The sequence below is a fragment of the Streptomyces sp. NPDC048612 genome, from assembly GCF_043199295.1.
Classification (GTDB): Bacteria; Actinomycetota; Actinomycetes; order Streptomycetales; family Streptomycetaceae; genus Streptomyces.
The window spans coordinates 42,177-65,207 of sequence record NZ_JBICVV010000004.1 but is presented as its reverse complement, the minus strand read 5'-3'; the positions used below and the strand labels follow the sequence as shown (position 1 = coordinate 65,207).

The window sequence follows — 23,031 nt, the reverse complement described above, 5'->3', positions numbered from 1 at the left end:
GTCGGTGAGCGTTGAGCGATCAAATGTGGGAAAGCGGTCGAAACTCAGTCGCCTGGCTGTCGCCCTTTCTGCGGTGGCGGTATTCTTCATCGTTGCTTTCGTGTGGGAAGGAGGATGGCGAAATCCAGGACTCTCCGCGCTCACCCTCACCTTCACTCTTTCTGCGGCCGTGTCGATCTTGGCATGGCGTAAGGAGCGCTTGCGGCTGGCCATCCTGGCGATGGCGATGATTGTCGCCGCTGCGGTGGTCGCCAAGGTCTTGGGGCCGTGATGGCCCCCTTCTTGTTCGCTTACTGATCCCTGAACGCAACCGGTGGCGTGCCTTGTCGGCGCGTCACCGGCCCCGAGCCGTGAACAGTCAAGGCAGGGCAAGCTCCCCCGAGGCTGCGAGGCCGGTGACTTGCCCCGCATGTCAAGATCACTCGCGCCCGTCGTATGTGCCGGAGCTGATTTCTCAGTGCATTGGCCGGGTGCTGGATGCGAATGTTTTGTATCTGTGTCCGGCCTGGCGGGCTGGGCTGGGTGGTCCGGATCGTGCGACGATTCCGCTTCAGCCCGCCGGCCCCACTCAGGAGTGATGCCGCACGCAAGGACGGAGAGGCCCGTGCGTGCGGCATCCGCGACCTGCGGCGCGATACCTCGACCGTAACGGACAGGGGTGACATCGCCCTGTGCGCCGCAGTGGCGGGGGAGGGGGCACCACAGGCCGTGCCCGTCGCCTCCTGACCCGGGCGCCAGGGCCGCGTCAGGGAGTTGGTCACCCTCTGGTCACCCGGGCTTCCCCGCCGGGGTGTTCACCTCGCGGAAGGCGTGCCAGGCCGCGTCCGCGAGGTGGGAGGCCAGTGGGTGGGTGCCGTGCACGGGGAAGGCCAGGTGGGTGCGGACCAGTGGGGCATCCCGCAGCGGGACGAGGCGGACACCCGGGTGGGTGTAGCGACGCGCGGCCGAGGCGGGGGCGGTTCCGAACCCGGTCCCGGCCGCGACCTTCTCCAGCCACTCGTCGAAGTTCCGGCACTCGGCGCCGACTTCCGGACGGGTGCCGTCGGGCCACATCCAGGGGAAGGTCGTGCCGCTCACGACGTTCACCACCAGCGGCCACCGCGCTAACTCCGCCCACCGCACCTCCGGCCGCCGGGCCAGCGGCGAGGCCGTGGGCACCGCGGCGATGCGTTCCTCCTCATACAGCTGTACGCAGCGCACGCCCCTGGCCTGTATCTCGCCGCGCAGAAGCGCGACATCGACGTCTCCGGTGTCCAGCCCGGCCATCGCGGTGTCCCGGCGCACCAGCTCCACCTCCGAGGCGTTCTCCTTGCCGAAGCGGACGGCGAGCGTCGAGAGGAGCTCGGGCAGCCCCCAGGCGAATCCGATGCGCAGGGCCTGGCCCCCACGGATGTCGGCGAGGGTCGAGTCGAGTTGCCGAATGATCGGCATGAGCGACTCGCGCAGGCGGCTGCCCTTGGGGGTGAGTGCGATACGGCGGGTGGTGCGGTCGAAGAGGCGCACGCCGAGGGACTCCTCCAAGGCGCGGATGCTGCGGGTGAGTGTCGGCTGAGCGAGGTGAAGCCGTTTGCTGGCGGCGGTGAAACTGCGTGCCTCCGCCACGGCAAGGAAGTTGCGGAGATGACGAAGATCGACATTCATACGGCCAGAGCATAGGCGAGACGGGAAAGCTATTTCCCTGATCCAGATCACCCTGCATAGGCTCGAGGAGTGCCGCCCGCCGGGTGTGCCCGCGGCTCGCAGTGCCGGCGGGAGGACGTCGTAACTCGCTTGCCCACAACGGGGGTTGAAAGTGCCGAGCTCGCCATGCTCGCTTCACATGTTCTTGATGGGCTGATTCCGCACAGGGCGGCCCGTCTGCCCGCCCGGGGCTGATCGGCAGGAGCCGGGCTTCGTTCTCACCGTATTCGCCGCCGGAATTCCGGCCTGGCCCTGGGTGTTGTGGCCTGGCGTGAAATACCAATTTTTTTACTGGTCATTGAGTTTATGAGAGGTATTGACGTGCCCGAAGTCGAGACGCGGAACGGCCCCATCGAGTACACCTTCCTCGACGGTGATCCGGAGGCGGCTCCGCTGGTCTTTGTGCACGGCGGCACCGGTGCCATCGCCACCTGGAACCGGTTTCCCCGCCTCCTCGCCGCGCGGACCGGGCGTCGCGCGCTGCTCTTCTCCCGCCACGGCAACGGTTTCTCCGGGCCGGCGAAGCTGCCCCGCACCCCCCGCTACATGCACGAGGAGGGGCAGGAGAAGCTGCCCGAGCTCCTGGACCTGCTCGGAGTGGAACGGCCCGTGCTCGTCGGGCACAGTGACGGCGGCTCGATGTCCCTGCTGTACGCCTCCGTCCGGCCGGTCGAGGCGGTGGTCGCGCTCGGCCCGCACCTGTACTGCGAGGAGTCCACCCTGCGGGGCGTCCGGGCAGCCCGCGAATCCTTCGACGCCGGCGGGTCGTTCGCCAAGCGGGTGGCGATGATGCACGCCGACCCGAGGACGGTCGTGGACGGGTGGAGCGATGTCTGGCTGTCACCCGCGTTCCGTACCTGGACTATCGAGGGCGACCTCGACGTCACCGCGCCCGTTCTGCTGATCCAGGGCAGCCGGGACGAGTACGGCACGCTCGGGCAGCTCGATGCCGCCGAGCGGGCGCTGTCCGGACCGGTCCGGCGCGAGGTGATCGAAGGCGGCGGCCACTACCAGCACATGGCTGACGACCCGGAGCGCGTCGTGGCGGCCATCAGTTCCTTCCTCACCGCGTTCGTGCCCGGCCACCGCGCCCCGGAGGCACACGTATGAGCCCGGTGGAACCCCTGCGCCCGCACCCCCCAGGCCCCCTCACCGCCCCGGAGGGCGGACGGTTCCCGGGCTCCGCGGACGACGTCAGGCTGGACGGCCTCCTGGCCCGGGCCGCCGCGCTGCACCCCGAACGGCCGGCCCTGGCCGCCGCGGGCGAGAGCTGGACCTACGCCGCAGTCGAGCGCGGCGTCGAGACGCTGGCCGGGCAGCTCACCGCGGCGGGGGTGGTCCCGGGCGATCGGGTCGGCGTGTACGCCCCCAAGTCAGCCGCTGCCGTACTGGCCATCTACGCCGCGCTGCGGGCCGGGGCGGTGGTGGCCCCCCTCGATCCCGCGGACCCCCCGGCCCGCACGGCACGGATGGTCCGCGCCGCCGGGCTCTCGGTGCTCCTGACCCCGGACCGCAGCCTGCCCGCCGCCCGAAGCGCCGCCGCCGAGGCTGCCGAAGGGGCCGAGACCACGGAGGGCACCCTCGACCACGGGCTCAACTGGCTCCGCCCGAGGGGCGGGGCGGACCGCCCGGCTCCGCTGCCCGCGCCGGCGGACCGGGGCGGCTACATCCTGTTCACCTCCGGCAGCACCGGCTGGCCCAAGGGAGTCCTGCTCTCGCACGCCAACGTCGCCCACTTCGCGTTGTGGGCAGCGGCGGAGCTGGGGCTCCGTGAGACCGACCGGGTGGGCTCGCAGGCGTCCCTCACCTTCGACCTCACCACCTTCGACCTGTTCAGCACCGCCTCGGCCGGTGCCTGTGCGGTCCTGATGCCGGACCTACTGCGCGCCTTCCCGCGCGATGTGGCCGGCTGGCTGCGGGAGCACCGGATCACCGCCTTCTACGCCGTGCCCTCCCTCTATCACGGGATGCTCCAGCGGGGCGGAACAGCCGAGGAGGGCCTGCCGCCCTCCCTGCGCGTGGCCGCCTTCGCCGGCGAGCCGTTCGTCCCCCAACTCCTGGAGAAGTACCTGGGTTTGATGGGGGAGCGGATACCCTTCTACAACCTCTACGGGCCCACTGAGACCAATGTGTGCACGTATCTGCGGGTGCCCCCCGACTGGCGGGCCGGCCAGGAGCTGAGCGTCGGCCGCGCCATCGCGGGCGACGTGGTCGAGGTGCTGGACGAGGACGGCCGGCCGACCGACGGCGAGGGCGAGATCCACGTCGCCGGGCCCACCGTCTTCCAGGGCTATCTGCAGCAGGGCGAACTGCGTGACCCCACCCGCACCGTTCCCTTCCGCGACGGCACGGTGCGCCGTGCCTACGCCACCGGGGATCTGGGCCGCATCGACGACCAGGGCCGCGTGCTGCTGCGGGGGCGGCGGGACTCCCAGGTCAAGCGGCGTGGTCACCGCATCGACCTGCTCGACGTGGAAAGCGCCGTCCTGGACCTGCCCCAGGTCGCGACCGCCGCGGTCGTTGCCAAGGAGGGCGCCCACCGCGGCGAGATCTGGGCGTACGTCCAGAGCAGAGGAGCGGCCCTCACGGCCAGGACACTGCTGACCGAGCTGCGCGCGGCGCTGCCCCAGCGGATGCTCCCGGACCGGGTGATCCCCGTGGCCGCGCTGCCGCTCACCGCCCGCGGCAAGGTTGACCGTCTCGCGCTGAGCACCCAGGCGCCGGACCTGCCGCACACCGACCAGACCATCGACCAGCGCGCCGGTCGGACCACCGACCGGACCACTGACACCGAGGAGATATCCGCGTGAACAGCGTCGAAGACCTCTGCACCCTGATCAGCAGCAAGATCACCTGGGGGCGCGGTGAGGACCCGCAGCAGCTGACCGCCGACACCCCACTGCTGGAGATGGGCCTGCTCGACTCGCTGGCGATCATGGAGATCGTCAGCGCGCTGGACAAGGAACACGGCCTCGCCCTGCCCGACGGCGAGGTCGTGGCCGCCAACTTCCGCACCCCCAAGGCACTGTGGACGCTCATCGAGAGCCTCCCCACCGGAGCCGCGAAGTGACCTCGCCCGTCGACCGCCTGCTGCGCAGCGGCGACCAGGAGACCGAGGCGCTCGTCGACGCCTGTCGGGAGCAGGCCGAGCCGCTCGTCGAACAGCTACGGGAGAAGGACTTCCGCACGCAGTGGGAGGCGATGGCCGACCTCGGCGTGCTGCGGCTGGCCGAGGACGGCGGTGCGCGCCCCGGACCGGTGACCCGCTCCCTGGCCATGATCGAGGGCATCGGGCTGGCCGGCATCGACCCGGGCGTGTGCTACGCCCTGGCGTCCCAGGTGTTCGGCATGGAGTTCCCGCTCCGTGGCGCACTGCCCGAGCCCGACTGGGAGGCGATCGCGCACATTCAGGACGGGCGGGCGCTGCTGTGCCACGCCCTGACCGAGCGCGGCGGCGGAAGCGACCCACTGTCGATGGAGACCCGCGCCCGGCGGGAGGGCGACGGCCATGTGCTGGACGGCGCCAAGACATTCATCACCGCCGCGCCGGTCGCCGACCACGCGATCGTCTTCGCCCGCACCGCCGAGGGCCGCCACCCCTTCGCCCTCTCCGCCTTCCTGTTCCCGCTCGACCTGCCGGGAGTCACCCGCAGTGAGCCGTTCGCCAAGACCGCCCTGCCCCAAGTTCCCATGGGGGAGTTGGTCTTCAAGGCCGCACGGCTGCCGGCCGGCTCGCTGATCGGCGAGGAGGGCTCGGGGCTGGCCCTGATGGCCTCCACCACCGCCTGGGAGCGCGCCGTGCTGCTCGGCTACGCCCTCGGCCCGATGCGCCGCACCCTGCGCCGCATCGTGGCGTGGGCCGGCGAGCGCGAGCACTTTGGCCGCCGTATGGGAGCCAGTCACCAGGTCGCCTCCCGCGTCAGCGAGATGGCGCTCGCGCTGCACCGCTCCCGGGTGCAGGTGTACGCGCTGGCCGCCCGCCTGGACGCCGGCACACCCGCCCGGCAGCTGGCGGCCGAGGCGGCCCTCACCAAGATCTCGGTATCCGAGGACTACGTCCGGTTCACCGAGCACGCCACCGCGCTCTCCGGAGTGAGGGCCTTCATCGCCGACTCCGGCCTCCCGGCCGACCTGCACAGCCCGATGGCCGCGCTGACCTACGCGGGCACCAACGACCTGCTGCGCGTGGGCGTGGCCCGCCAGTTCGGCCTCCCGGTCGAGAACTGACCCCGAAGGACACCGATGACGCTGACAACACACGTGGACGATCTCCTCAAACTCGCCATGGAGACCGGCGAGACCCTCGCGCCGCTGGCCGCAGAGGTCGACGCCGGCCGCTCGAACGGCCACGAGGCGTACCGCATCGTGCGCGAGGCCGGCCTGCTCGGCCTGCTCATCCCCCGCGAGGCCGGCGGCGCCGGCCTCGGCTTCGGCACCTACACACGCGTCCTGGAGCAGCTGGGCATCCGCAACGGTGCCGCGGCCCTGGGCTTCAACATGCACAACGTGGTCATCGGCGCCCTCGCCGAAACCGCGGGGACGCCGCTGCCCCCGGCCGCGGAGGCCTTCCGCTCCTGGGTCTTCGAAGAGGTCGTCAGCCACCACAGGATGTTCGCCTCCGCCGTCTCGGAGGCCGGCAACGGCGCCAAGCTGCGCGGCATGCGCACCACCTACCGGCTCAGCGAGGACCGCGAGCACTACGTCCTGAACGGCGAGAAGTCCTTCGTCTCGCTCGCCGGGGCCGCCGACTACTACGTCGTGGCGGCCCGCGCCGAGGGCGGTGAGAGCAGCGAGGTCTCGCACTTCGTCGTCGCCGCCGACGACCCGGGCGTCAGCTTCGGCCAGGTCCACCGCATGGCCGCGATGAACGGCACCAGCACCGCCGGGATGACGCTGGACGCGGTGACCGTCCCCCGCTCCCGCCTCTACCTCAGCGTCGAGGGCATGTCGCTGTTCAAGCTCGTCCGCGAACCACACTGGATGACCGCCGGGTACACCGGCGCCTACCTGGGCATCGCCGAGGCCATCTACCGCTTCACCGTGGACCACGTCACCTCCTCGCCGCGGCGCGCCGAGGACCCCGTCATCCAGCACGATCTGGGGCGGATGTCGGCCCGGCTGCGGGCGGCCCGCGCGCTGGTGCACGAGGCCGGCGACCTCATCGACAGCGAGCGCGGCAGTGTGGAGGCCAACGCCATGGTGCACGCCGCGAAGTACGTCGTCAGCGAGGTGGGACCCGAGCTGGGACGGGACGCGGTGCGGGTGTGCGGCTCGGCGGCGGTCAGCGGCAGGGCCCCGCTGGAGCGGCTGATCCGTGAGGCGTCGTTCTCGTCGGTGATGCCCGCCAAGCCGCACGACTGTCTGGAATACCTCGGCAAGGCCGCGGTCGGGGTCAACCTGCGCGACGCGCGCACCTTCTCCTGGTGACGCCGGTGACCTCGACCCCGTCCACGATGCGACCGGCCCGGTCGCCCGCGCGCGAGGAAGAGAGGATCGGCCCCGAGGCGTTCCGCGCGCTGATGGGATCGCACGCCGGTGCCGTGGCCGTGATCACCACTGCCGACGAACGGGGGAACCCCTACGGCTTCACCTGCACCGCTCTGTGCTCGCTCTCCCTGGACCCGCCACTGCTGCTGGTCTGCGTCTCGAACACGGGCCGCACGCTGCCGGTGCTGGTCGAGCGCGGCGAATTCGTGGTCAACCTCCTGCACGGCCAGGGCCGCCGGGCCGCCGAGGCGTTCGCCGGCCGCACGGCGGAACGCTTCTCGTCGGTGCCGTGGGAGGCGGCCCCCGACAGCGGGGTGCCCCTGCTGCGGGAGGACTCCCACACACTGGCCCGCTGCCGCGTGGACAGGTTGCACCCGGCCGGGGACCACACCATCGTCATCGGCGAGGTGGTGTGGACCGACGCCTCCGAGGAGCCCGGCCCGGGGCCGCTGCTGTACGGCAGGCGCCGCTACGTGGCCTGGCCCGACTGAGCGGACGGAGCCCGGCCGGTCCGTCTCCTGGCGTCGGAACCCCGCGGTGCGCGGGCCGTACATGGTCAGGGAGCCGGCGGGCGTGGGGAGTCCACGCCCTCGGTGAGCCTGCGCACGGCCGCCTCGGCGTCCCGGTCGTCGGGCAGATAGCACAGGAAGTGATGACCGGGCTCGTCCAAGGCGGCCAACTTCACGTAGCGCAGCCGCAGTTCCCCCACCTCGGGGTGCCTGAAGTGGCGTACCGCGGGCTGGTAGGCCGCCGTCTCGCGCCGGCCGTACCAGTTGGCCGCGTCCGGGTCCTTGGTGACCTCGGCGACGATCTCGGCGTACCGCCGGTCCTCGGGGTGGTGGGCCGCGTGCGCGTGGAACTGTCCCAGCAGGGAGCGGGCCTCGGACTCCCAGTTGGCGATCAGGGCACGGGCCGGCGCCCAACGGAACACCAGCCACGGAAGGTTGCGCTGTTTGGGAGGCAGCCGCGCGGGGTCGGTCAACAGGGCCGCGTAACCGGCGTTCCAGGCGAGCAGGTCCCAGTGCGGGTCGATGACCGTGGCCGGGTTCGGCGAGACCGACTCGACCAGCGACAGCAGGTTGCGCGAGACCCACCCCGGCGACCCCCCGCCCGGTGCCGGATCGTCGACGAACGACAGGACGTGCGCGCTGTCGGCCTCGTTGAGCCGCAGGGCCCGCGCCACCGACCGCAGCACCTGCGCGGAGGTGCGCACCCGCCCCTGTTCCAGCCAGGCGTACCAGGAGGCGCTGATTCCGGCCAGTTCGGCCACCTCGCCGCGGCGCAGCCCCGGGGTGCGTCGTCGCGGCGCCACCGGCAGGTCCAGTTCGGCGGGGGTGAGGCGTTCCCGGCGCGAGCGCAGGAACGCGCCGAGCTCCCTGCGCAGCGCCTGTGCCTGGCTTCCCTCACCGGACAGCCGCTCCACCCCGGTCATTCCGCTTTCCCTTCCCCGTCCTCGTAGCGCCGTGGTGTCCGCCCGACCGCGCACCGCAGAGTGTGAGCGATCGTAATCGCCTGAGGTGACCCTCCGGACAGCCGAGGTGGTGATCTTGACGGAGCCCGGGGACGGCCCGGGCCCGGAAAGGAGACCCCGCCCGTGTCCACCGTCCCGACCGCCGCACCCCCCGACACCAGCGCCCTGTCCGGCCGTTCCCTCTGGCTGCTGCGCTCAGCCGGGTTCGTCAGCAACTTCGACCGCTTCTGCATCACGCCCATGCTGGTGCTCATCGCCGTCCGGCTCGGCGTCAGCATGGCCACGGCAGTGCTCACGGCCAGCGTCTACTTCCTGTGCTACGGCCTGACGCAGCCGCTGTGGGGGCTGGCCAGCGACCGGTTGGGCCGGGTGCGAGTGATGCGGCTCTCGCTCATGGCGGGTGCGCTCGCCTCGCTGCTGTCCACCCTCGCCCCCGGCATCACGGCCCTGATCGCGGCCCGCGCCCTCGCCGGGGCCTGCTACGCCGCCTGCGTACCGGCGTCGCTGAGCTATGTCGGTGACGTGGTGCCCGCCGAGGTCCGCCAACGCCCGCTCAGCGACCTGATGACCGCCATCTCCCTGGGGACGGCGCTGGGCACCGTGGTGGCCGGGGTGCTGGCGAACTACGCCGGCTGGCGCACGGTGTTCCTGCTGCCGGGCCTGATCGCCGCCTACCTCGCCTGGGCGCTGCGGCGCCTGGCCGAGCCGGAACGGGAGCCCGCCGGTTCCCTCCTGGCACCCTTCCGCGTCGTGCTGGGCTCACGCTGGATGTGGTACCTCATGGCCGTCGCCGTGGTCGAAGGAGCTGTACTGCTGGGCTTCCTGACGTACCTGGCCCCCGCACTGGAGGCCCGGGGCGTGCCGACCGCCCTGGCCGGGGCTACCTCCGCACTGTACGGTGCCGGGGCCATGGGGTTCGCGCAGGTGGTCAAGAGGCTCGTGGGGCGGTGGAGTCCGGCCGTGCTGATCCTGGTGGGCGGGGCGCAGGCGGCTGCTGCCTACGCCGTCGCTGCGGCGAGCCGGTCCCTGCCGGCGCTGGCGGTCACCGCGCTGCTGCTGGGCGCCAGTTGGTCGTTCATGCACACCACGCTGCAGTCGTGGGCGACCGTGCTCGTCCCGGCGGCCAGGGCCACCAGCGTCGCGATGTTCGGCGTCAGCCTCTACGGCGGCAGCGCGCTCGCCAGCGGCATGACGGCCGCCGCGGCCGCCGGCCACCAGTACGGCCGGCTCTTCCTGATCGCCGCGCTGCTGACCGTTCCACTGACCCTCGCGGCCGTCGTGGGCCGCGCCCGCTACCGCTGAGCGCGGCATCGGCCTCAGGCGGCGGAGGTGCCGACGACACCCGTGTTCTGGGCCGCCGACACGTACCACTGCCCGTCCCTTCTGACCAGCACCCAGGTGCCCACGTTCTCCCGCCGGTGCTGCCCCATGACGATGGGCTGCCGGAAGAAGACCACCGCGACGTCGGGGCTGGGAAAGGTGAGGGACTCGATCTCGTACCAGGTCTCGATGCCGTCCGCGTGCCCGCCGAAGCGCTCCCGGTGATACGCGTGCAGCGCCTCCCAGCCCACGAACCGTGTGCCGTCCACCGCCGTGAACACGACGTCCTCGGTGAAGCACCCGTCGAACCGCACGGCGTTCTGCTCGGTGAAGGCCGACTCCAGTTCCTGGAAGAGCGCCGTGATGCGGCCTGCGTCGTCGGACTGGAGGACCGAAGTGCCTGGCTGGACGGTCATGTTGCTCTCCTTCGATGGGGATCTCCTGCCTATCACGCAAAGACGACAGGTGTGTGCACGTGCACGTGGCTCTTCGAGGGTGAACGTCAACTGTCGGCCACGACCGGCGTGTTGCCGATGGTTGCGCGGGCGCGCACGGGCGCCGGACCATGTGCGGAACGGGTCCAACGCCCGCCGCCGGCACGCTCGGGACAGCGCTCCGCCGCCCGGCCCCGCCAGGAAGATCACGGGTTTCGCCCGTAACGTCCGCCGTCGGACGCCGGCGTTGATGGCGAGAACTGTGCAATGCGCACCGTCACACTGCGCCGGATCATCCGCTCAGGCGGGCCGCGATGTCAGAGTCGTACCGTGAGGAGATTCCTTACGGCCTACGACTGTTGGACGGTTCCCGGTCCGGGGAACCTGGTGAACAAGGAACGAAGGAACGTCAGTGAAGATTCTGGTGACCGGTGCGACGGGTAACGTCGGCCGTCTCGTGACCGAAGGACTCCTCGACGCGGGTGCGGACGTCCGGGCCCTGACCCGGAATCCGGCCACGGCCGGCCTGCCCGCCGGGGCGGAGGCCGTCTCCGGCGACCTCTCCGAACCCGGCACGCTCCGGAAGGCGTTGGACGGCGTTGAACGGATGTATCTGTTTCCCGTCCCCCAGACCGCCCGCGAGGTGGTCGGCGCCGCCGAACGGGCCGGGGTGCAGCGTGTCGTCACACTGTCCTCGGGCGCCGTGACCCTCGGGTTCGACACCATCCACCACCTGCCGGTGGAACAGGCCGTCGAGGCGTCCGGCATGGAGTGGACCCATGTGCGCCCGGGCGAGTTCGCGACGAACAAGGTGGCTCTCTGGGGGCCGTCCATCCGCGAGGAACGGGTGGTGCGCCACCCGAACCTCGACGTGGTCTGGTTCCCCGTGCACGAGCGGGACATCGCCGATGTGGCCCTCCTCGCGCTGCTCGGGGACGGCCACCACGGCGCGGCCTACACGGTCAACGGACCGCCGGTCAGCCTGCGCGACCAGGTGCGGGCCATCGCCGAGGCCATCGGGGAGGAGATCCGCTGCGAGCGGGTCACTCCGGAGGAGGCCCGGGAGCGGTATGTGCGCCAGGGAGGGTTCGCCGCGGCGGCCGCGGACTTCCTGCTCGGTTTCGTGGATCCCGCGGGAAACCCCGCTGACCCGCACGCGACGGCCGTGTTCGACACCCCCGCGCCGGACCCGCAGCCCACCGTGCGGGAAGCCACCGGCGCCGCGCCGCGGACCTTCGCCCAGTGGGCTCGTGACCACGTCGCCGACTTCCGCTGAGCGCACGGTGACGGCGGCGGAGCGCCCGTGCCGGGGCCGGCTCCACGCGGCTTCCGGCACGGGCAGGCATGTCAACTCCTGCAAAGTCAGAGGTGGTTCTGCAGGAGGGGAGCCGACGCACTCGCCGCGACGAGCCCTGTTTGTGCGGTCTTTGCCGCAACGGGCCGTCACTCCTGCCTCGGCTGTGTAACGGGGCCACTGGCCCGGCGGGAAGAACCGCGCCTGCACACCGGAATGACCGCGGCGCCAACTTACCTGTTGGCAAGTTTGTTCTTGACGCCCCATGAGTGGGGTTCTATCGTTCAAACGATCAAACCTACCTGTTGGCAAGTAAGCCCGGTGGGTGCTCTCGTCCTGCGGCAAGGAGGCGAAGGCTGTGGACCAAGTGCGGTCAGAGGAAGGACTTCCGTCGGAGGAGTCGCCTCCGCAACTGCGGGGCGCCCGGTTATACCTGGTCCTGAGCGCGGCCGTGATCGCCATGCTGCTGGGCTCCCTGGACGGCACGATCCTCGGTACGGCGATGCCCAGGATCGTCGGCGAACTGGGCGACGCCGACCGCCTTTCGTGGGTGGTCACGGCCTACATGCTCGCCATCGCCATCTCGACCCCGGTCTGGGGAAAGGTCAGCGACATGTGGGGGCGCAAGGGCGCTTTCATGGCCTCTGTCGTTATTTTCCTGCTTGGTTCGATACTGTGCGGACTTTCCCAGAGCGTGATGGAGCTGGTCGCCTTCCGGGTGCTGCAGGGGCTGGGCGGCGGCGGCCTGATGGTCGGCGCCATGGCGGTCATCGGAACCGTCATCCCACTGCGTCAGCAGGGCCGGTACCAGGGCGTGATCTCCGCTGTGATGGGCCTGGCCATGATCAGTGGACCGCTCTTCGGCGGCATCATCACCGACCACCTCGGCTGGCGCTGGTGCTTCTACGTGAACGTCCCGCTGGGCGTCGCCGGGATACTGATGATGTCGGTCCTGCGCCTGCCCCGGCAGCGCTCCCGTGCCCGGATCGACTACGGCGGGGTGCTGCTGCTGACCGTCGCGATCATGGCCGCTGTGCTGGTGACCACGTGGGGCGGACAGGACTACAGCTGGGGCTCGCCCATGGTGCTCACGCTGATCGGCGTGGCGGTACTCGCCGTGGCGGCCCTCCTGTGCGTGGAGCGGAAGGTGGCCGAACCGATACTTCCACTGGGGTTGTTCGCCAGCCGGAACTTCTCCCTGGTCACCGTGATCGGTTTCCTCCTGGGGTGCGTGATGACCAGCGGCGTCACGTTCCTGCCGATCTTCCAGCAGGTCGTCCAGGGTGCCTCGGCCACCAACTCCGGGCTGTTGCTGTTGCCCATGTTCGGCTCCATGATGATCGTGAGCGCGTTCATGGGACGGGTGATCACCAACACGGGCAGGTACAAGGCCTTCATCGTCTCGGGCGGCGTGTTGCTCGCCGTTTCCACCCTGCTGCTCAGCCGCATGACCATCGGGACCGCCCCCGCGCTCTCCGCGGTCTTCATGGCCGTACTAGGCGCGGGCATCGGCCTGTTGATGCAGACGACGATCCTCGTCTCGCTGCAGAGCGCCGACGCCCGCAACATCGGTGTGGCCTCTTCCACGGCAACCCTCGCCCGAACCCTCGGCAGTTCCGTCGGCGTCGCCGTCAGCGGCACGATGTTCGCGAGCGGTGTGGCGCGAGTGCCCGGCGGCGACTCGGCCGCTCGGCCGGACCCGGCTGTTCTGCAGAAGCTTCCGCACGCGGCCCGTACGGCGTATGAACACGGGGTCGTCGACGGGACGGGGCGGGTGTTCCTCCTCGCCGGCGTGCTCTCCCTCGTCGCGGTGGTGGCCGCGCTTCTGGTGCGCGAGGTCCCGCTGCGCGCGTCGAACGGTCCGCAGTCCGAACCCGCCGACAGCCCGGGCACCGTGGGGCCGGACGCCACTTCGAGCGACCTGGCCGACAGTGGGGCCGTGGAACGCCGCGGCGCGGAGGGCTCCCCGCGGCCGGACCGGCGCGGGACGCGGACGGACGCGTCCGCTCTCGACTGATCGATCGCGTATGCCTGTTGCCGGCTGTGACCGGCGGTGGCCCGTTTACATCGGTGGTGTCGACCGTGCGAAATGGGCGACGTCGCTCTGTGCCGGGAATCGCCCCGCGCACCGGCGGTGGCTCCGTCCCCCACGGGTCGTGTGCCCCGCCGGTGCGCGGGCGCCGTCTGGGGTGGGTCGTTGAGCACCGGAAAGTGAGGGTTGTATGGCACAACAAGTCAGAGGGCTGAAGACCAGTCGCCTGATCGTCGAGACGGCGGCGCAGGTCTTCTGCGAGCGGGGGTACGAAGGGACGAGCACCACCGAAATCCTGTCCCGGTGTCATGTGACCAGGGGTGCGTTGTACTTCCACTTCGCCTCGAAGCAGGACCTCGCCCTCGCGGTGCTCACGGAGGGGAGCGATGTCCTGCTGCCGTTGCGGCGCCGGCCGGTGCTGCAGAGCCTGATCGACTTCAGCCTGGAGTACGCGTACCGGCTGCAGACGGACGTGGTGACGCGCGCCTCCGTACGCCTGCGAACGGAGCTCGAGTACCAGGGCGCGGCGCTGCCCGAGGGGGGCGATGTGCGTGAGGTGATCCTGGGGCTGCTGCGCGAGGCGGAGAAGGCCGGCGAGATCGTGCCCAGCGCCGACCCCGGTGAGATCGCGGATGTGCTGGTGGGGTCGTCCGCTTCCGTGAGCCTGTTCCGGGTGGGCCAGGAGCCCGGGCTGACCCGTCGCGTGGCCACGCTCTGGAGGTACCTGCTGCCCGCCGTGGCGGTTCCCGGGCTGCTGATGTCCCTGCAGCTCGTCCTGAACCAGGCCGAACGCCGGCTGCGGGAACGGCTCGCGGGGATGCCCGCCGGGGGGCGGGGCGAAGAGGCCACCGACCCGCCGGCCGACGATCCGCAGGAAGCCCGCCCCGGTTGGGCGCGGCCCGCGACGCTCATGGGCTGACGAAACATCAGTGGCCTGAATTCGGCGTATCGCTATCTGTCGCGCCTCTCGCCACCTGTCGCGTGTTACCCGCGGTAGAGACATGCCGAGTCGCTTGTCGACCGACGGCTCCGTCGGCCGCTCGGCGCGGTCCTGAGGGAGCGATGAACTCGCGGCCGCCCCGGCCTGTCGCGAGCGACACCGGACTCGCCACATGAGACGAATCCCAACGTCGTGCGTCATAAATTTGACGTGATCGTGCCAGTGAGATGCCATCAAGCCACTTTGTGCGCGCACTCCGCTAACGGGGCATCAGAAACTCCGGCTCGTCACCTCCGTGTATCCGGAATCTTCCTTGACAAATAGACAAGCCTGCTTGTTATGTTGATCAGCGGGTTGAGGGATACGCGAGCTCATGGGGCGCGGGTCGCGCGGCCTGATGGCTGCGCAGGTGAATGCGGCACACGGGGATCTGGGGTGAACGGGGGCGGAATCAATGTCGGAATTGTGTCGGTCCGTCTTCCCTGCTGCTCTCTCGCGGGGTCCTATCCGCTATCTCCGTGCGCTCCAACGCTCTTCTTACTGTTGACGCGCGAACAGAGCACCAAGAAACCGGGGGCCAGATGCGGGTATTAGTAGCGGAACCTGATTGTGAATCCGCGAGCTCACTCCGTCAGCACATGCGACGCCACGGATATGAGACGGAGATAGCCGATACGGGTGCCGGCGCCCTGGGTTCCTATCAGGAATACGATCTCCTGATTCTTGATCTTGAGCTTCCCGATGTCGATGGCCTGGAGGTCTGCCGCAGCATACGCACCACGAGCGACATGCCCATTATCGCCTTCACCTCCCACAGCACCGAACTCGACCGGGTGCTGTGCCTTCAGGCGGGCTGCGACGACTGCCTCGTCAAGCCGTTCGGATTCCGCGAACTCGTCGCCCGGATCGAGGCGATCATGCGCCGTATCCGGCCGAGAGCCATGCGCAGCCGGCGCCTCTCCCACGGTCCCCTGCACATCGACCGGGACCGTCGCGAGGTCTATCTGCACGACACCCACGTCAAGGTGACGCGCAAGGAGTTCGACCTTCTTCAGTTCCTGGCCTCGCGGCCGACGACCGTGTTCTCACGGGAGCAGTTGATGACCGAGGTCTGGGGAGCGTCACTCCCCGGCGGAGCCCTGGGTTCCAATATCGCCCGCACCATCGACACGCACGTCGGAACCCTGCGCAACAAGCTCGGTTCAAGTGAATGGATCATCACCGTGCGCGGAGTCGGATTCCGGTTCGGCGGCGTACAACAGAGTTGACGGGCATACGGAGTTGACGACGATACCGCGCCGACCGGGCTGGGGCAGCGGTGACGCAACGTTCACCGCTGCCCTTTCCCTTGTCGGCGCCGCTTCCGTTTCCCTCATTGGTGACGGCTCGCCCTGGCGGCCGTCGCTCAGCGTTCCGTGCGGGAGTCCTTCCGGTGGCTCAGAGTGCGCCGGACATCCGCCTCGGCGTAGTACGTCCGGCCGTCCTTCCGGTGGCGTTCCCACTTGTGCTGACTGGCCAGTCGGTAGACGCTGCCCGACGGAATGCCCCAGAGCCGCGAGACGGCCTGCGGGCTGAGCCAGCGCGGTGGGTGATTCCCCCCGTGCGCCGACTGCCCGGGGTGCCCGGGGTGCCCGGGGTGCCCGGGGTGTCCGGGCTGCCTCATGCGTTCGCGCAGGTGGAGCCACTGGTGCTCCTCCCAGCGGTGTTCGGGGACCGCGTCGCAGCGGATACCGTGCCCCTCGGAGCGGCCGGTGTCCACCGTCGTGCTGAGCGTGCCGGGACAGCCCGGCTCGACGCATCTGCCGACCGGCACCCGGCGCGGCTGGGCGGGGGAGGCGATCCGGCGCGCGGCCCGCTCCAGACGGCCGAGCTCGTACGAGAAGTCGGCGGCGGCCGGGTGGCGGCAGAGCCAGTCCAGGTGCTGCTCCAGGAACATCGCCAGCGCCGGCACGGTCCGCCGCGGGGCGGTCAGCGTCCGCTCCCCGGCGACCAGGCCCGCCCAGCTCGCCAGCCCCCTCAGTACCGCGGACCGCGCCTCGACCGCGCGGCCGTTGAGCCGCATTCCGGGGAGCGGGCCGCCGCCGGAGGTCTTCTCCTGCGGAGCGCGGGAACCGGTCAGCAGAAGGCCGCACTCTTCGTACAGCGCCGGGAGGTTCCGCAGGGCGGAGCGCAGCCCGGCCTGACAGCCCGGGCACAGCAGGTATCCGCTCGCCACCCGGCACACGGCACGTTCGGCGGTGTGCGTCTCCCTGCACGCGGTTCCCACGCACACGGTGGTCGTCGCGGCCGCACAGGATGTTTCCGTGGTCATCCACCGATTCCCCTCGTCGACTACTCCTTCAGCTAATGCGAGCCCCGGAGCCGAAGGCAAGAAGTCCGTGGAATCTTTGCGGTCACCCTGCGATCTCCTCGCGCATTCCAAGTTTCTGCAAGCTGACGTCCTGTGGTGTGTGAAGTCCCGTCCGCGCCTTCACGCCAGGCTGTGGCCCCCATCACAAGTTGTCAGTCAGTTGACGTTTCGCTGGCGCTCCACTGTCGATCCTGCAGGTCTCCTGGCTACTTGTTGTGCGTCTTTTGAAGGACTGGTGTTGATCTCTGTAGGTGGTAGCGAAGAAGCTATTCACTAACTTCCGATGCACTGTCTCCGCCGGCCTGGTCCGGTTTCCGCAGCGATTTCCTTTGCCTTCGCGCTGCCGTCACATGCACGTCGGACTCCATCTGAGTGCGTTTCCCGAGAGGGCGACGCCACCTTCTTGCGCGGCACTTCCCAACGCCTTCTTTCCTTGGCGTGCGTGGCTGAGTCTGTCAGGTGAACCGCGTTCTCGGTGGAATCAGTTCGGACACGTTCAGGGAGAGATATATGGATGCATCTGTCATTGTCGTGGGCGCTGGTCCGGCCGGGCTGATGCTCGCCGGGGAACTCCGTCTCGCGGGTACCGACGTCATCGTCCTGGAGCGGCTGCCCGCGCCCACCGGTGAATCGCGGGGACTGGGATTCACCGCCCGCACGATGGAGGTCTTCGACCAGCGTGGTCTGCTGCCCAGGTTCGGCGAGATCGAGACCAGTGCCCAGGGCCACTTCGGCGGCCAGCCCGTGGACTTCTCGATTCTCGACGGCGCGCACAACGGCGTGAAGGCCGTGCCGCAGTCGCGGACCGAGGCGATCCTGGAGGAGTGGGCGGCCGGGCTCGGCACGGACCTCCGACGAGGTCACGAGGTCGTGTCGTTCACCGAAGACGGTGAGGGTGTGGACGTCGAGGTGGCCGGCCCGGAGGGCACGTACACCCTGCGGACCCGGTTCCTGGTCGGCTGCGACGGCGGGCGCAGCACCATCCGCAAGTCCGGCGGTTTCGACTTCCCGGGTACCTCGGCGACCCGCGAGATGTTCCTGGCGGACGTGCGCGGTTGCGAGATCGTGCCCCGGCCGATCGGGGAGACGGTGGCACGCGGCATGGTGATGTCCGCGCCGCTCGGCGACGGGGTGGACCGCATCATCGTGTGCGAGCAGGGGGCCCCGCCGCGCCGGCGCACCGAACCGCCCGCCTACGAAGAGGTGGCGGCGGCCTGGCAACGGCTGACCGGGCAGGACATCTCGCACGGTGAGCCGGTGTGGGTCAGCGCGTTCGGCGACCCGGCCCGTCAGGTCACCGAGTACCGCCGGGGCCGGGTGCTGCTGGCCGGCGACTCGGCGCACGTGCACCTCCCGGCCGGCGGCCAGGGCATGAACGCCAGCATTCAGGACTCGGTGAACCTGGGGTGGAAGCTCGCGGCCGTGGTCGCAGGGCGGGCCCCGTCGAGCCTGCTCGACACCTACCACTCCGAGCGGCACCCGGTCGGCCGCAGGCTCCTCATGAACACCAGTGCGCAGGGCAAGCTCTTCCTGAGCGGCGACGAGATGCAGCCGGTGCGGGACGTGCTCGCCGAGCTGATCCGCTACGACGTCGTCGGCCGTCACCTGGCCGGGATGGTCTCGGGGCTGGAGATCCGCTACGACGTGGGCGAGGGCGACCACCCGCTCCTCGGTATGCGCATGCCGCACCTGGAACTGGTCGTCGACGACACCAGGACGAGCAGCACCGAACTGCTGCACCCCGCCCGCGGCGTGCTGCTGGACCTGGCCGGTGACGCCGCGCTGCGCGCGAGCGCCGAGGGCTGGGCGGACCGGCTGAGCATCGTGGCGGCCACCACGCACGAGGCCCCCGGCCAGGGCCGGTTGGCGGGCGCCACGGCGGTGCTCGTCCGGCCCGACGGATACGTCGCCTGGCTGGCGCCGGGGAGCACGGACTCGCTCACCGCCTCCCTGGAGCGCTGGTTCGGTCCCGCGCGTGAACTCCCGAAGCAGAAAGGCTAATCATGCACAGCACGCTGATCGTGGCGCGGATGGAGCCTGGTGCGAGCCAGGACGTCAGCGGTCTCTTCGCGTCCTTCGACGGCACCGAGATGCCGCACCTGATGGGGACCCGCCGCCGGCAGCTGTTCTCGTACCGCGGCCTGTACTTCCACCTCCAGGACTTCGAGTCCGACAACGGGGGCGAGCGCATCGAGGAGGCGAAGAGCGACCCGCGGTTCGTCCGGATCAGCGAGGAACTCAAGCCGTTCATCGAGGCGTACGACCCGGCTACCTGGCGCTCACCGGCCGACGCGATGGCGACCCGCTTCTACCACTGGCAGGCGGGCCAGTGACCGGGCGACGGGTCGCCGTCACCGGCATCGGAGTGCTGGCCCCAGGGGCCCTCGGTGTCAAGAACTTCTGGAGCCTGCTGAGCGAGGGCCGCACCGCCACCCGGGGCATCACGCTCTTCGACCCGGCCCCCTTCCGCTCGCGCCTCGCAGCCGAGATCGACTTCGATCCCGCCGCGCATGGGCTCGGCCCCCAGGACGTCCGGCGCATGGACCGCGCCGCCCAGTTCGCCGTGGTCGCGGCCCGCGAGGCCCTGAAGGACAGCGGACTGCACGACGGGGCGCTGGACCCCTACCGCACGGGAGTGACCATCGGCAGCGCCGTCGGCGCGACGATGAGCCTGGACGAGGAGTACCGCGTCGCCAGCGACAGCGGACGGCTCGAGCTGGTGGACCACACCTACGCGCCCCGGCACCTGTACGGCGCCTTCGTGCCCAGTTCGTTCGCCGCCGAGGTGGCCTGGGCGGTCGGCGCCGAGGGGCCGGCCTCGGTGGTGTCGACCGGCTGCACCTCCGGCCTGGATTCCGTCGGGTACGCCTGCGAGCTGATCCGGGAGGGAGCGGCTGACGTCATGATCGCCGGTGCGACGGAAGCCCCGATCTCGCCGATCACGGTGGCCTGCTTCGACGCGATCAAGGCCACCACCCCGCGCAACGACGAGGCCGCCCAGGCCTCCCGCCCGTTCGACGCCACGCGCAACGGCTTCGTCCTGGGCGAGGGGGCGGCGGTGTTCGTCCTGGAGGAACTGGAGAGCGCGCAGAAGCGCGGGGCCGAGATCCACGCCGAGATCGCCGGCTACGGCACCCGCTGCAACGCCTTCCACATGACCGGACTGCGGTCGGACGGCGCGGAGATGGCCGAGGCGATCCGGGTCGCGCTCGACGAGGCGCGGATGACCGCCGAGGACATCGACTACGTCAACGCGCACGGGTCGGGCACCAAGCAGAACGACCTGCACGAGACCGCCGCCGTCAAGCGGAGCCTGGGCGAGCACGCGTACCGGACCCCGGTCAGCTCCATCAAGTCGATGATCGGCCACTCCCTGGGGGCCATCGGCTCGATCGAGATCGCCGCCTCCGTGCTGGCGATGAAGCACGACGTCGTACCGCCCACAGCCAACCTGCACACCCCCGATCCGCAGTGCGACCTGGACTACGTACCGCTGGTCGCCCGCGACTGGCAGACCGACACGGTGCTCACCGTGGGCAGCGGATTCGGGGGATTCCAGAGCGCCATGGTGCTCACCGGGCCCGAGAGGAGGACGGCATGACGGCGCCCGTCGTGGTGACCGGCATCGGCGTTACGGCACCCAACGGACTGGGCACAGGCCCGTACTGGGAGGCCACCCGGATCGGCCGCAGCGGCATCGGCCGCATCAGCCGGTTCGACCCGAGCCCCTACCCGTCCCGGCTCGCCGGCGAGGTTCCGGGGTTCAACGCCGAGGAGCACCTGCCGAACCGGCTGCTGCCGCAGACCGACCGCATGACGCGCCTGGCGCTCGTGGCCGCGGACTGGGCGCTGGCCGACGCCGGCATCAAGCCCGCCGAACTGCCCGAGTTCGACATGGGAGTGGTCACCGCCAGCGCGTCCGGCGGCTTCGAGTTCGGGCAGAACGAACTGCGGGCCCTGTGGAGCAAGGGCGGGCAGTACGTGAGCGCCTACCAGTCCTTCGCCTGGTTCTACGCCGTCAACTCCGGGCAGATCTCGATCCGTAACGGGATGAAGGGCCCCAGCGGCGTGCTGGTCAGCGACCAGGCGGGCGGCCTGGACGCCATCGCCCAGGCACGCCGGCAGATTCGCCGGGGAACCCGCCTGATCGTCTCGGGCGGTGTGGACGCCTCGATCTGCTCCTGGGGCTGGATCGCCCAGCTGACCAGCGAACGGATCAGCACCAGCGAGGACCCCGACCGTGCCTATCTTCCCTTCGACCGCGAGGCGCGCGGCCATGTGCCCGGTGAGGGCGGTGCCCTGCACATCCTGGAGGACGGCGAGTCCGCACGGGAGCGCGGGGCGCGGATCTACGGCGAGATAGCGGGCTACGGCTCCACCTTCGACCCCGGCCCCGGCAGCGGGCGCCCGCCCGGCCTGCGCAGGGCCATCCAACTCGCCCTGGACGACGCCGGGATGGCGCCCGGCGAGGTGGACGTGGTCTTCGCGGACGCCGCCGCCGTACCGGAGCTGGACCGCATCGAAGCCCAGGCGGTCTCGGGCGTCTTCGGCCGCCGGGGTGTACCGGTCACCGCACCCAAGACGATGACGGGCCGGCTGTACTCCGGCGGGGCCCCGCTCGACCTGGCCGCGGCCCTGCTGGCCATCCGCGACGGCCTGATCCCCCCGACGCCCAACGTCACACCCGATCCCGCTTACCAGATCGACCTGGTGACCCGGGCGCGGCCCGCGAGCGTGCGGGCCGCCCTGGTGGTGGCACGTGGCCACGGCGGGTTCAACTCCGCCCTGATCGTGCGCGCGCCCCAGGCGTGCGGCGTCTGACACAGCTGACCGAACCCTGACAGGAGCGACACCGTGAACGAGAACTTCACCCTGGACGACCTGCGCCGGATCTTGCGCGAGGGAGCGGGCACCGCCGAGGGGGCCGACCTCGACGGCGACATCCTCGACGCCGGCTTCGAGGAGCTGGGGTACGACTCCCTGGCCCTGCTGGAGACCGCCAGCCGCATCGAGCGCGAATACGACATCGCGCTCGACGACAGCGCCCTGGCCGACGCCAGGACCCCGCGGGACCTGCTGGAGGCCGTCAACGCCCGCCTGTGGGCGTCCGCCGCCTGATCCGCCGGCGCCGTGCCGACGCGGGGCCGACGCGCGCCTTCGGCCCCCGCACGGCGCCGCCCCCTCGTACACCTGGATAGGAGAGACATGTCGAACCACGAGCGCCGGGTCGCCCTCGTCACGGGCGGCACCAGCGGCATCGGCCTGGCCGTCATCCGGCTGCTGGCCGCCCAGCACCACCGCGTCTACTTCTGCGCCCGCAGCGCCGAGAACGTGGCCGCCACCGTCAAGGAGCTGCGCGCCGAGGGCCTGGAGGTGGACGGCACCGACTGCGACGTCCGTTCCCCCGACGACGTGCGGCGGTTCGTACAGGCCGCCGTGGACCGCTACGGCACCGTCGACATCCTGGTCAACAACGCGGGCCGCAGCGGCGGAGGCCCCACGGCGGACATCACGGACGAGCTGTGGCTCGACGTCATCGACACCAACCTCCACAGCGTCTTCCGGATGACCCGCGAGGTGCTGACCAGCGGCGGTATGCGCGACAAGAGCAGCGGGCGGATCATCAACATCGCCTCCACCGCGGGCAAGCAGGGGGTTGTCCTCGGCGCCCCCTACTCCGCGTCCAAGCACGGGGTGGTCGGCTTCACCAAGGCGCTGGGAAACGAGCTGGCGCCCACCGGCATCACCGTCAACGCGGTCTGCCCGGGCTACGTCGAGACGCCGATGGCGCAGCGCGTGCGACAGGGCTACGCCGCCGCCTACGACACCGACGAGGCGCAGATCCTCCAGAAGTTCCAGGCCAAGATCCCGCTCGGCCGTTACTCCACCCCCGAAGAGGTCGCCGGCCTCGTGGGCTACCTGGTCACCGACACGGCCGCCTCGATCACCGCCCAGGCCCTCAACGTCTGCGGCGGCCTCGGCAACTTCTGACCTCGCCGGGCCCACCGCCCCGGCCCCCGGAA

The 23,031-nt window shown here is 70.5% G+C and carries 22 protein-coding genes; 18 read left to right on the top strand and 4 right to left on the bottom strand.

What is annotated here, in order from left to right:
- Positions 1-4 precede the first annotated feature (4 nt).
- On the top strand, positions 5-271 hold the full coding sequence (locus ACGFN2_RS08975) for a hypothetical protein (RefSeq protein ID WP_393358701.1): 267 nt from the start codon (positions 5-7) through the stop codon (positions 269-271).
- Between the two features lie 497 nt (positions 272-768).
- Here the strand turns inward: ACGFN2_RS08975 and ACGFN2_RS08970 are convergent, their stop codons facing one another.
- On the bottom strand, positions 769-1,641 hold the full coding sequence (locus ACGFN2_RS08970) for a LysR family transcriptional regulator (RefSeq protein WP_393358699.1): 873 nt from the start codon (positions 1,639-1,641) through the stop codon (positions 769-771).
- A gap of 360 nt (positions 1,642-2,001) precedes the next feature.
- Between ACGFN2_RS08970 and ACGFN2_RS08965 the strand changes: the two genes are divergently transcribed.
- Genes ACGFN2_RS08965 through ACGFN2_RS08940 form a run of 6 tightly spaced genes read left to right on the top strand, consistent with a single transcriptional unit; the run spans position 2,002 to position 7,658 of the window.
- Entirely contained in the window at positions 2,002-2,790 is a 789-nt protein-coding gene (locus ACGFN2_RS08965; protein ID WP_393358697.1) for an alpha/beta fold hydrolase, read from the top strand.
- On the top strand, positions 2,787-4,490 hold the full coding sequence (locus ACGFN2_RS08960) for an amino acid adenylation domain-containing protein (protein WP_393358695.1): 1,704 nt from the start codon (positions 2,787-2,789) through the stop codon (positions 4,488-4,490). The genes ACGFN2_RS08965 and ACGFN2_RS08960 overlap by 4 nt, the downstream gene beginning before the upstream one ends.
- Entirely contained in the window at positions 4,487-4,750 is a 264-nt protein-coding gene (locus ACGFN2_RS08955; RefSeq protein ID WP_393358693.1) for an acyl carrier protein, read from the top strand. Before ACGFN2_RS08960 ends, ACGFN2_RS08955 begins: the two co-directional genes overlap by 4 nt.
- Complete coding sequence (locus ACGFN2_RS08950; RefSeq protein WP_393358691.1) at positions 4,747-5,907, top strand: acyl-CoA dehydrogenase family protein; 1,161 nt, start codon at positions 4,747-4,749, stop codon at positions 5,905-5,907. Before ACGFN2_RS08955 ends, ACGFN2_RS08950 begins: the two co-directional genes overlap by 4 nt.
- Positions 5,908-5,922: 15 nt before the next feature.
- Positions 5,923-7,107 (top strand): acyl-CoA dehydrogenase family protein, encoded by a 1,185-nt coding sequence (locus tag ACGFN2_RS08945; RefSeq protein WP_393358689.1) that lies wholly within the window; start codon positions 5,923-5,925, stop codon positions 7,105-7,107.
- 5 nt (positions 7,108-7,112) lie between these two features.
- Positions 7,113-7,658 carry a flavin reductase family protein gene (locus ACGFN2_RS08940; protein WP_393358687.1) on the top strand — a complete coding sequence of 182 codons (546 nt, stop codon included), beginning with the start codon at positions 7,113-7,115 and terminating at the stop codon, positions 7,656-7,658.
- Between the two features lie 65 nt (positions 7,659-7,723).
- On the opposite strand, the gene ACGFN2_RS08935 is transcribed toward ACGFN2_RS08940, so the two are convergent.
- Positions 7,724-8,599, bottom strand: coding sequence for a helix-turn-helix domain-containing protein (locus ACGFN2_RS08935; RefSeq protein ID WP_393358685.1), 876 nt, complete (start codon positions 8,597-8,599; stop codon positions 7,724-7,726).
- A gap of 162 nt (positions 8,600-8,761) precedes the next feature.
- On the opposite strand from ACGFN2_RS08935, the gene ACGFN2_RS08930 reads away from it, so the two are divergent.
- Positions 8,762-9,940, top strand: coding sequence for an MFS transporter (locus ACGFN2_RS08930; RefSeq protein WP_393358683.1), 1,179 nt, complete (start codon positions 8,762-8,764; stop codon positions 9,938-9,940).
- Between the two features lie 14 nt (positions 9,941-9,954).
- Here ACGFN2_RS08930 and ACGFN2_RS08925 read toward each other — a convergent pair whose 3' ends face one another.
- Positions 9,955-10,374: an SgcJ/EcaC family oxidoreductase gene (locus ACGFN2_RS08925; protein WP_393358681.1), complete on the bottom strand. Its 420-nt coding sequence runs from the start codon at positions 10,372-10,374 to the stop codon at positions 9,955-9,957.
- Positions 10,375-10,804: 430 nt separating this feature from the next.
- Between ACGFN2_RS08925 and ACGFN2_RS08920 the strand changes: the two genes are divergently transcribed.
- From ACGFN2_RS08920 to ACGFN2_RS08905, 4 genes are all read left to right on the top strand, one after another.
- On the top strand, positions 10,805-11,668 hold the full coding sequence (locus ACGFN2_RS08920; protein WP_393358679.1) for an SDR family oxidoreductase: 864 nt from the start codon (positions 10,805-10,807) through the stop codon (positions 11,666-11,668).
- A gap of 478 nt (positions 11,669-12,146) precedes the next feature.
- Positions 12,147-13,703, top strand: coding sequence for an MDR family MFS transporter (locus ACGFN2_RS08915; protein ID WP_393359024.1), 1,557 nt, complete (start codon positions 12,147-12,149; stop codon positions 13,701-13,703).
- A 205-nt stretch (positions 13,704-13,908) separates the two neighbouring features.
- A complete protein-coding gene (locus ACGFN2_RS08910) occupies positions 13,909-14,637 on the top strand; it encodes a TetR family transcriptional regulator (RefSeq protein WP_393358677.1) in 729 nt (242 codons plus the stop codon).
- A 602-nt stretch (positions 14,638-15,239) separates the two neighbouring features.
- Entirely contained in the window at positions 15,240-15,926 is a 687-nt protein-coding gene (locus tag ACGFN2_RS08905) for a response regulator transcription factor (protein ID WP_393359022.1), read from the top strand.
- A 137-nt stretch (positions 15,927-16,063) separates the two neighbouring features.
- On the opposite strand, the gene ACGFN2_RS08900 is transcribed toward ACGFN2_RS08905, so the two are convergent.
- On the bottom strand, positions 16,064-16,969 hold the full coding sequence (locus tag ACGFN2_RS08900) for a hypothetical protein (protein WP_393358675.1): 906 nt from the start codon (positions 16,967-16,969) through the stop codon (positions 16,064-16,066).
- Between the two features lie 549 nt (positions 16,970-17,518).
- On the opposite strand from ACGFN2_RS08900, the gene ACGFN2_RS08895 reads away from it, so the two are divergent.
- The 6 genes from ACGFN2_RS08895 (at position 17,519) to ACGFN2_RS08870 (ending at position 22,999) form a co-directional block, all read left to right on the top strand.
- Positions 17,519-19,009: an FAD-dependent monooxygenase gene (locus tag ACGFN2_RS08895; protein ID WP_393358673.1), complete on the top strand. Its 1,491-nt coding sequence runs from the start codon at positions 17,519-17,521 to the stop codon at positions 19,007-19,009.
- A 2-nt stretch (positions 19,010-19,011) separates the two neighbouring features.
- A complete protein-coding gene (locus tag ACGFN2_RS08890; protein ID WP_393358671.1) occupies positions 19,012-19,341 on the top strand; it encodes a TcmI family type II polyketide cyclase in 330 nt (109 codons plus the stop codon).
- Positions 19,338-20,609 carry a beta-ketoacyl-[acyl-carrier-protein] synthase family protein gene (locus tag ACGFN2_RS08885; protein WP_393358669.1) on the top strand — a complete coding sequence of 424 codons (1,272 nt, stop codon included), beginning with the start codon at positions 19,338-19,340 and terminating at the stop codon, positions 20,607-20,609. Before ACGFN2_RS08890 ends, ACGFN2_RS08885 begins: the two co-directional genes overlap by 4 nt.
- Positions 20,606-21,829, top strand: a complete 1,224-nt coding sequence (locus ACGFN2_RS08880) for a ketosynthase chain-length factor (RefSeq protein WP_393358667.1) — start codon at positions 20,606-20,608, stop codon at positions 21,827-21,829. Before ACGFN2_RS08885 ends, ACGFN2_RS08880 begins: the two co-directional genes overlap by 4 nt.
- 33 nt (positions 21,830-21,862) lie before the next feature.
- Complete coding sequence (locus ACGFN2_RS08875) at positions 21,863-22,126, top strand: acyl carrier protein (protein WP_393358665.1); 264 nt, start codon at positions 21,863-21,865, stop codon at positions 22,124-22,126.
- 87 nt (positions 22,127-22,213) lie between these two features.
- Complete coding sequence (locus tag ACGFN2_RS08870; protein WP_221906379.1) at positions 22,214-22,999, top strand: 3-oxoacyl-ACP reductase; 786 nt, start codon at positions 22,214-22,216, stop codon at positions 22,997-22,999.
- Positions 23,000-23,031 lie beyond the last annotated feature (32 nt).

Excerpts from the sequence above, each read along its gene's own strand:
- ACGFN2_RS08970 (WP_393358699.1), bottom strand. The coding sequence starts at position 1,641 with ATGAATGTCGATCTTCGTCATCTCCGCAACTTCCTTGCCGTGGCGGAG.
- ACGFN2_RS08960 (WP_393358695.1), top strand. The coding sequence starts at position 2,787 with ATGAGCCCGGTGGAACCCCTGCGCCCGCACCCCCCAGGCCCCCTCACC.
- ACGFN2_RS08945 (WP_393358689.1), top strand. The coding sequence starts at position 5,923 with ATGACGCTGACAACACACGTGGACGATCTCCTCAAACTCGCCATGGAG.
- ACGFN2_RS08935 (WP_393358685.1), bottom strand. The coding sequence starts at position 8,599 with ATGACCGGGGTGGAGCGGCTGTCCGGTGAGGGAAGCCAGGCACAGGCG.
- ACGFN2_RS08925 (WP_393358681.1), bottom strand. The coding sequence starts at position 10,374 with ATGACCGTCCAGCCAGGCACTTCGGTCCTCCAGTCCGACGACGCAGGC.
- ACGFN2_RS08915 (WP_393359024.1), top strand. The coding sequence starts at position 12,147 with ATGCTGCTGGGCTCCCTGGACGGCACGATCCTCGGTACGGCGATGCCC.
- ACGFN2_RS08910 (WP_393358677.1), top strand. The coding sequence starts at position 13,909 with ATGGCACAACAAGTCAGAGGGCTGAAGACCAGTCGCCTGATCGTCGAG.
- ACGFN2_RS08905 (WP_393359022.1), top strand. The coding sequence starts at position 15,240 with ATGCGGGTATTAGTAGCGGAACCTGATTGTGAATCCGCGAGCTCACTC.
- ACGFN2_RS08900 (WP_393358675.1), bottom strand. The coding sequence starts at position 16,969 with ATGACCACGGAAACATCCTGTGCGGCCGCGACGACCACCGTGTGCGTG.
- ACGFN2_RS08895 (WP_393358673.1), top strand. The coding sequence starts at position 17,519 with ATGGATGCATCTGTCATTGTCGTGGGCGCTGGTCCGGCCGGGCTGATG.
- ACGFN2_RS08890 (WP_393358671.1), top strand. The coding sequence starts at position 19,012 with ATGCACAGCACGCTGATCGTGGCGCGGATGGAGCCTGGTGCGAGCCAG.
- ACGFN2_RS08880 (WP_393358667.1), top strand. The coding sequence starts at position 20,606 with ATGACGGCGCCCGTCGTGGTGACCGGCATCGGCGTTACGGCACCCAAC.
- ACGFN2_RS08870 (WP_221906379.1), top strand. The coding sequence starts at position 22,214 with ATGTCGAACCACGAGCGCCGGGTCGCCCTCGTCACGGGCGGCACCAGC.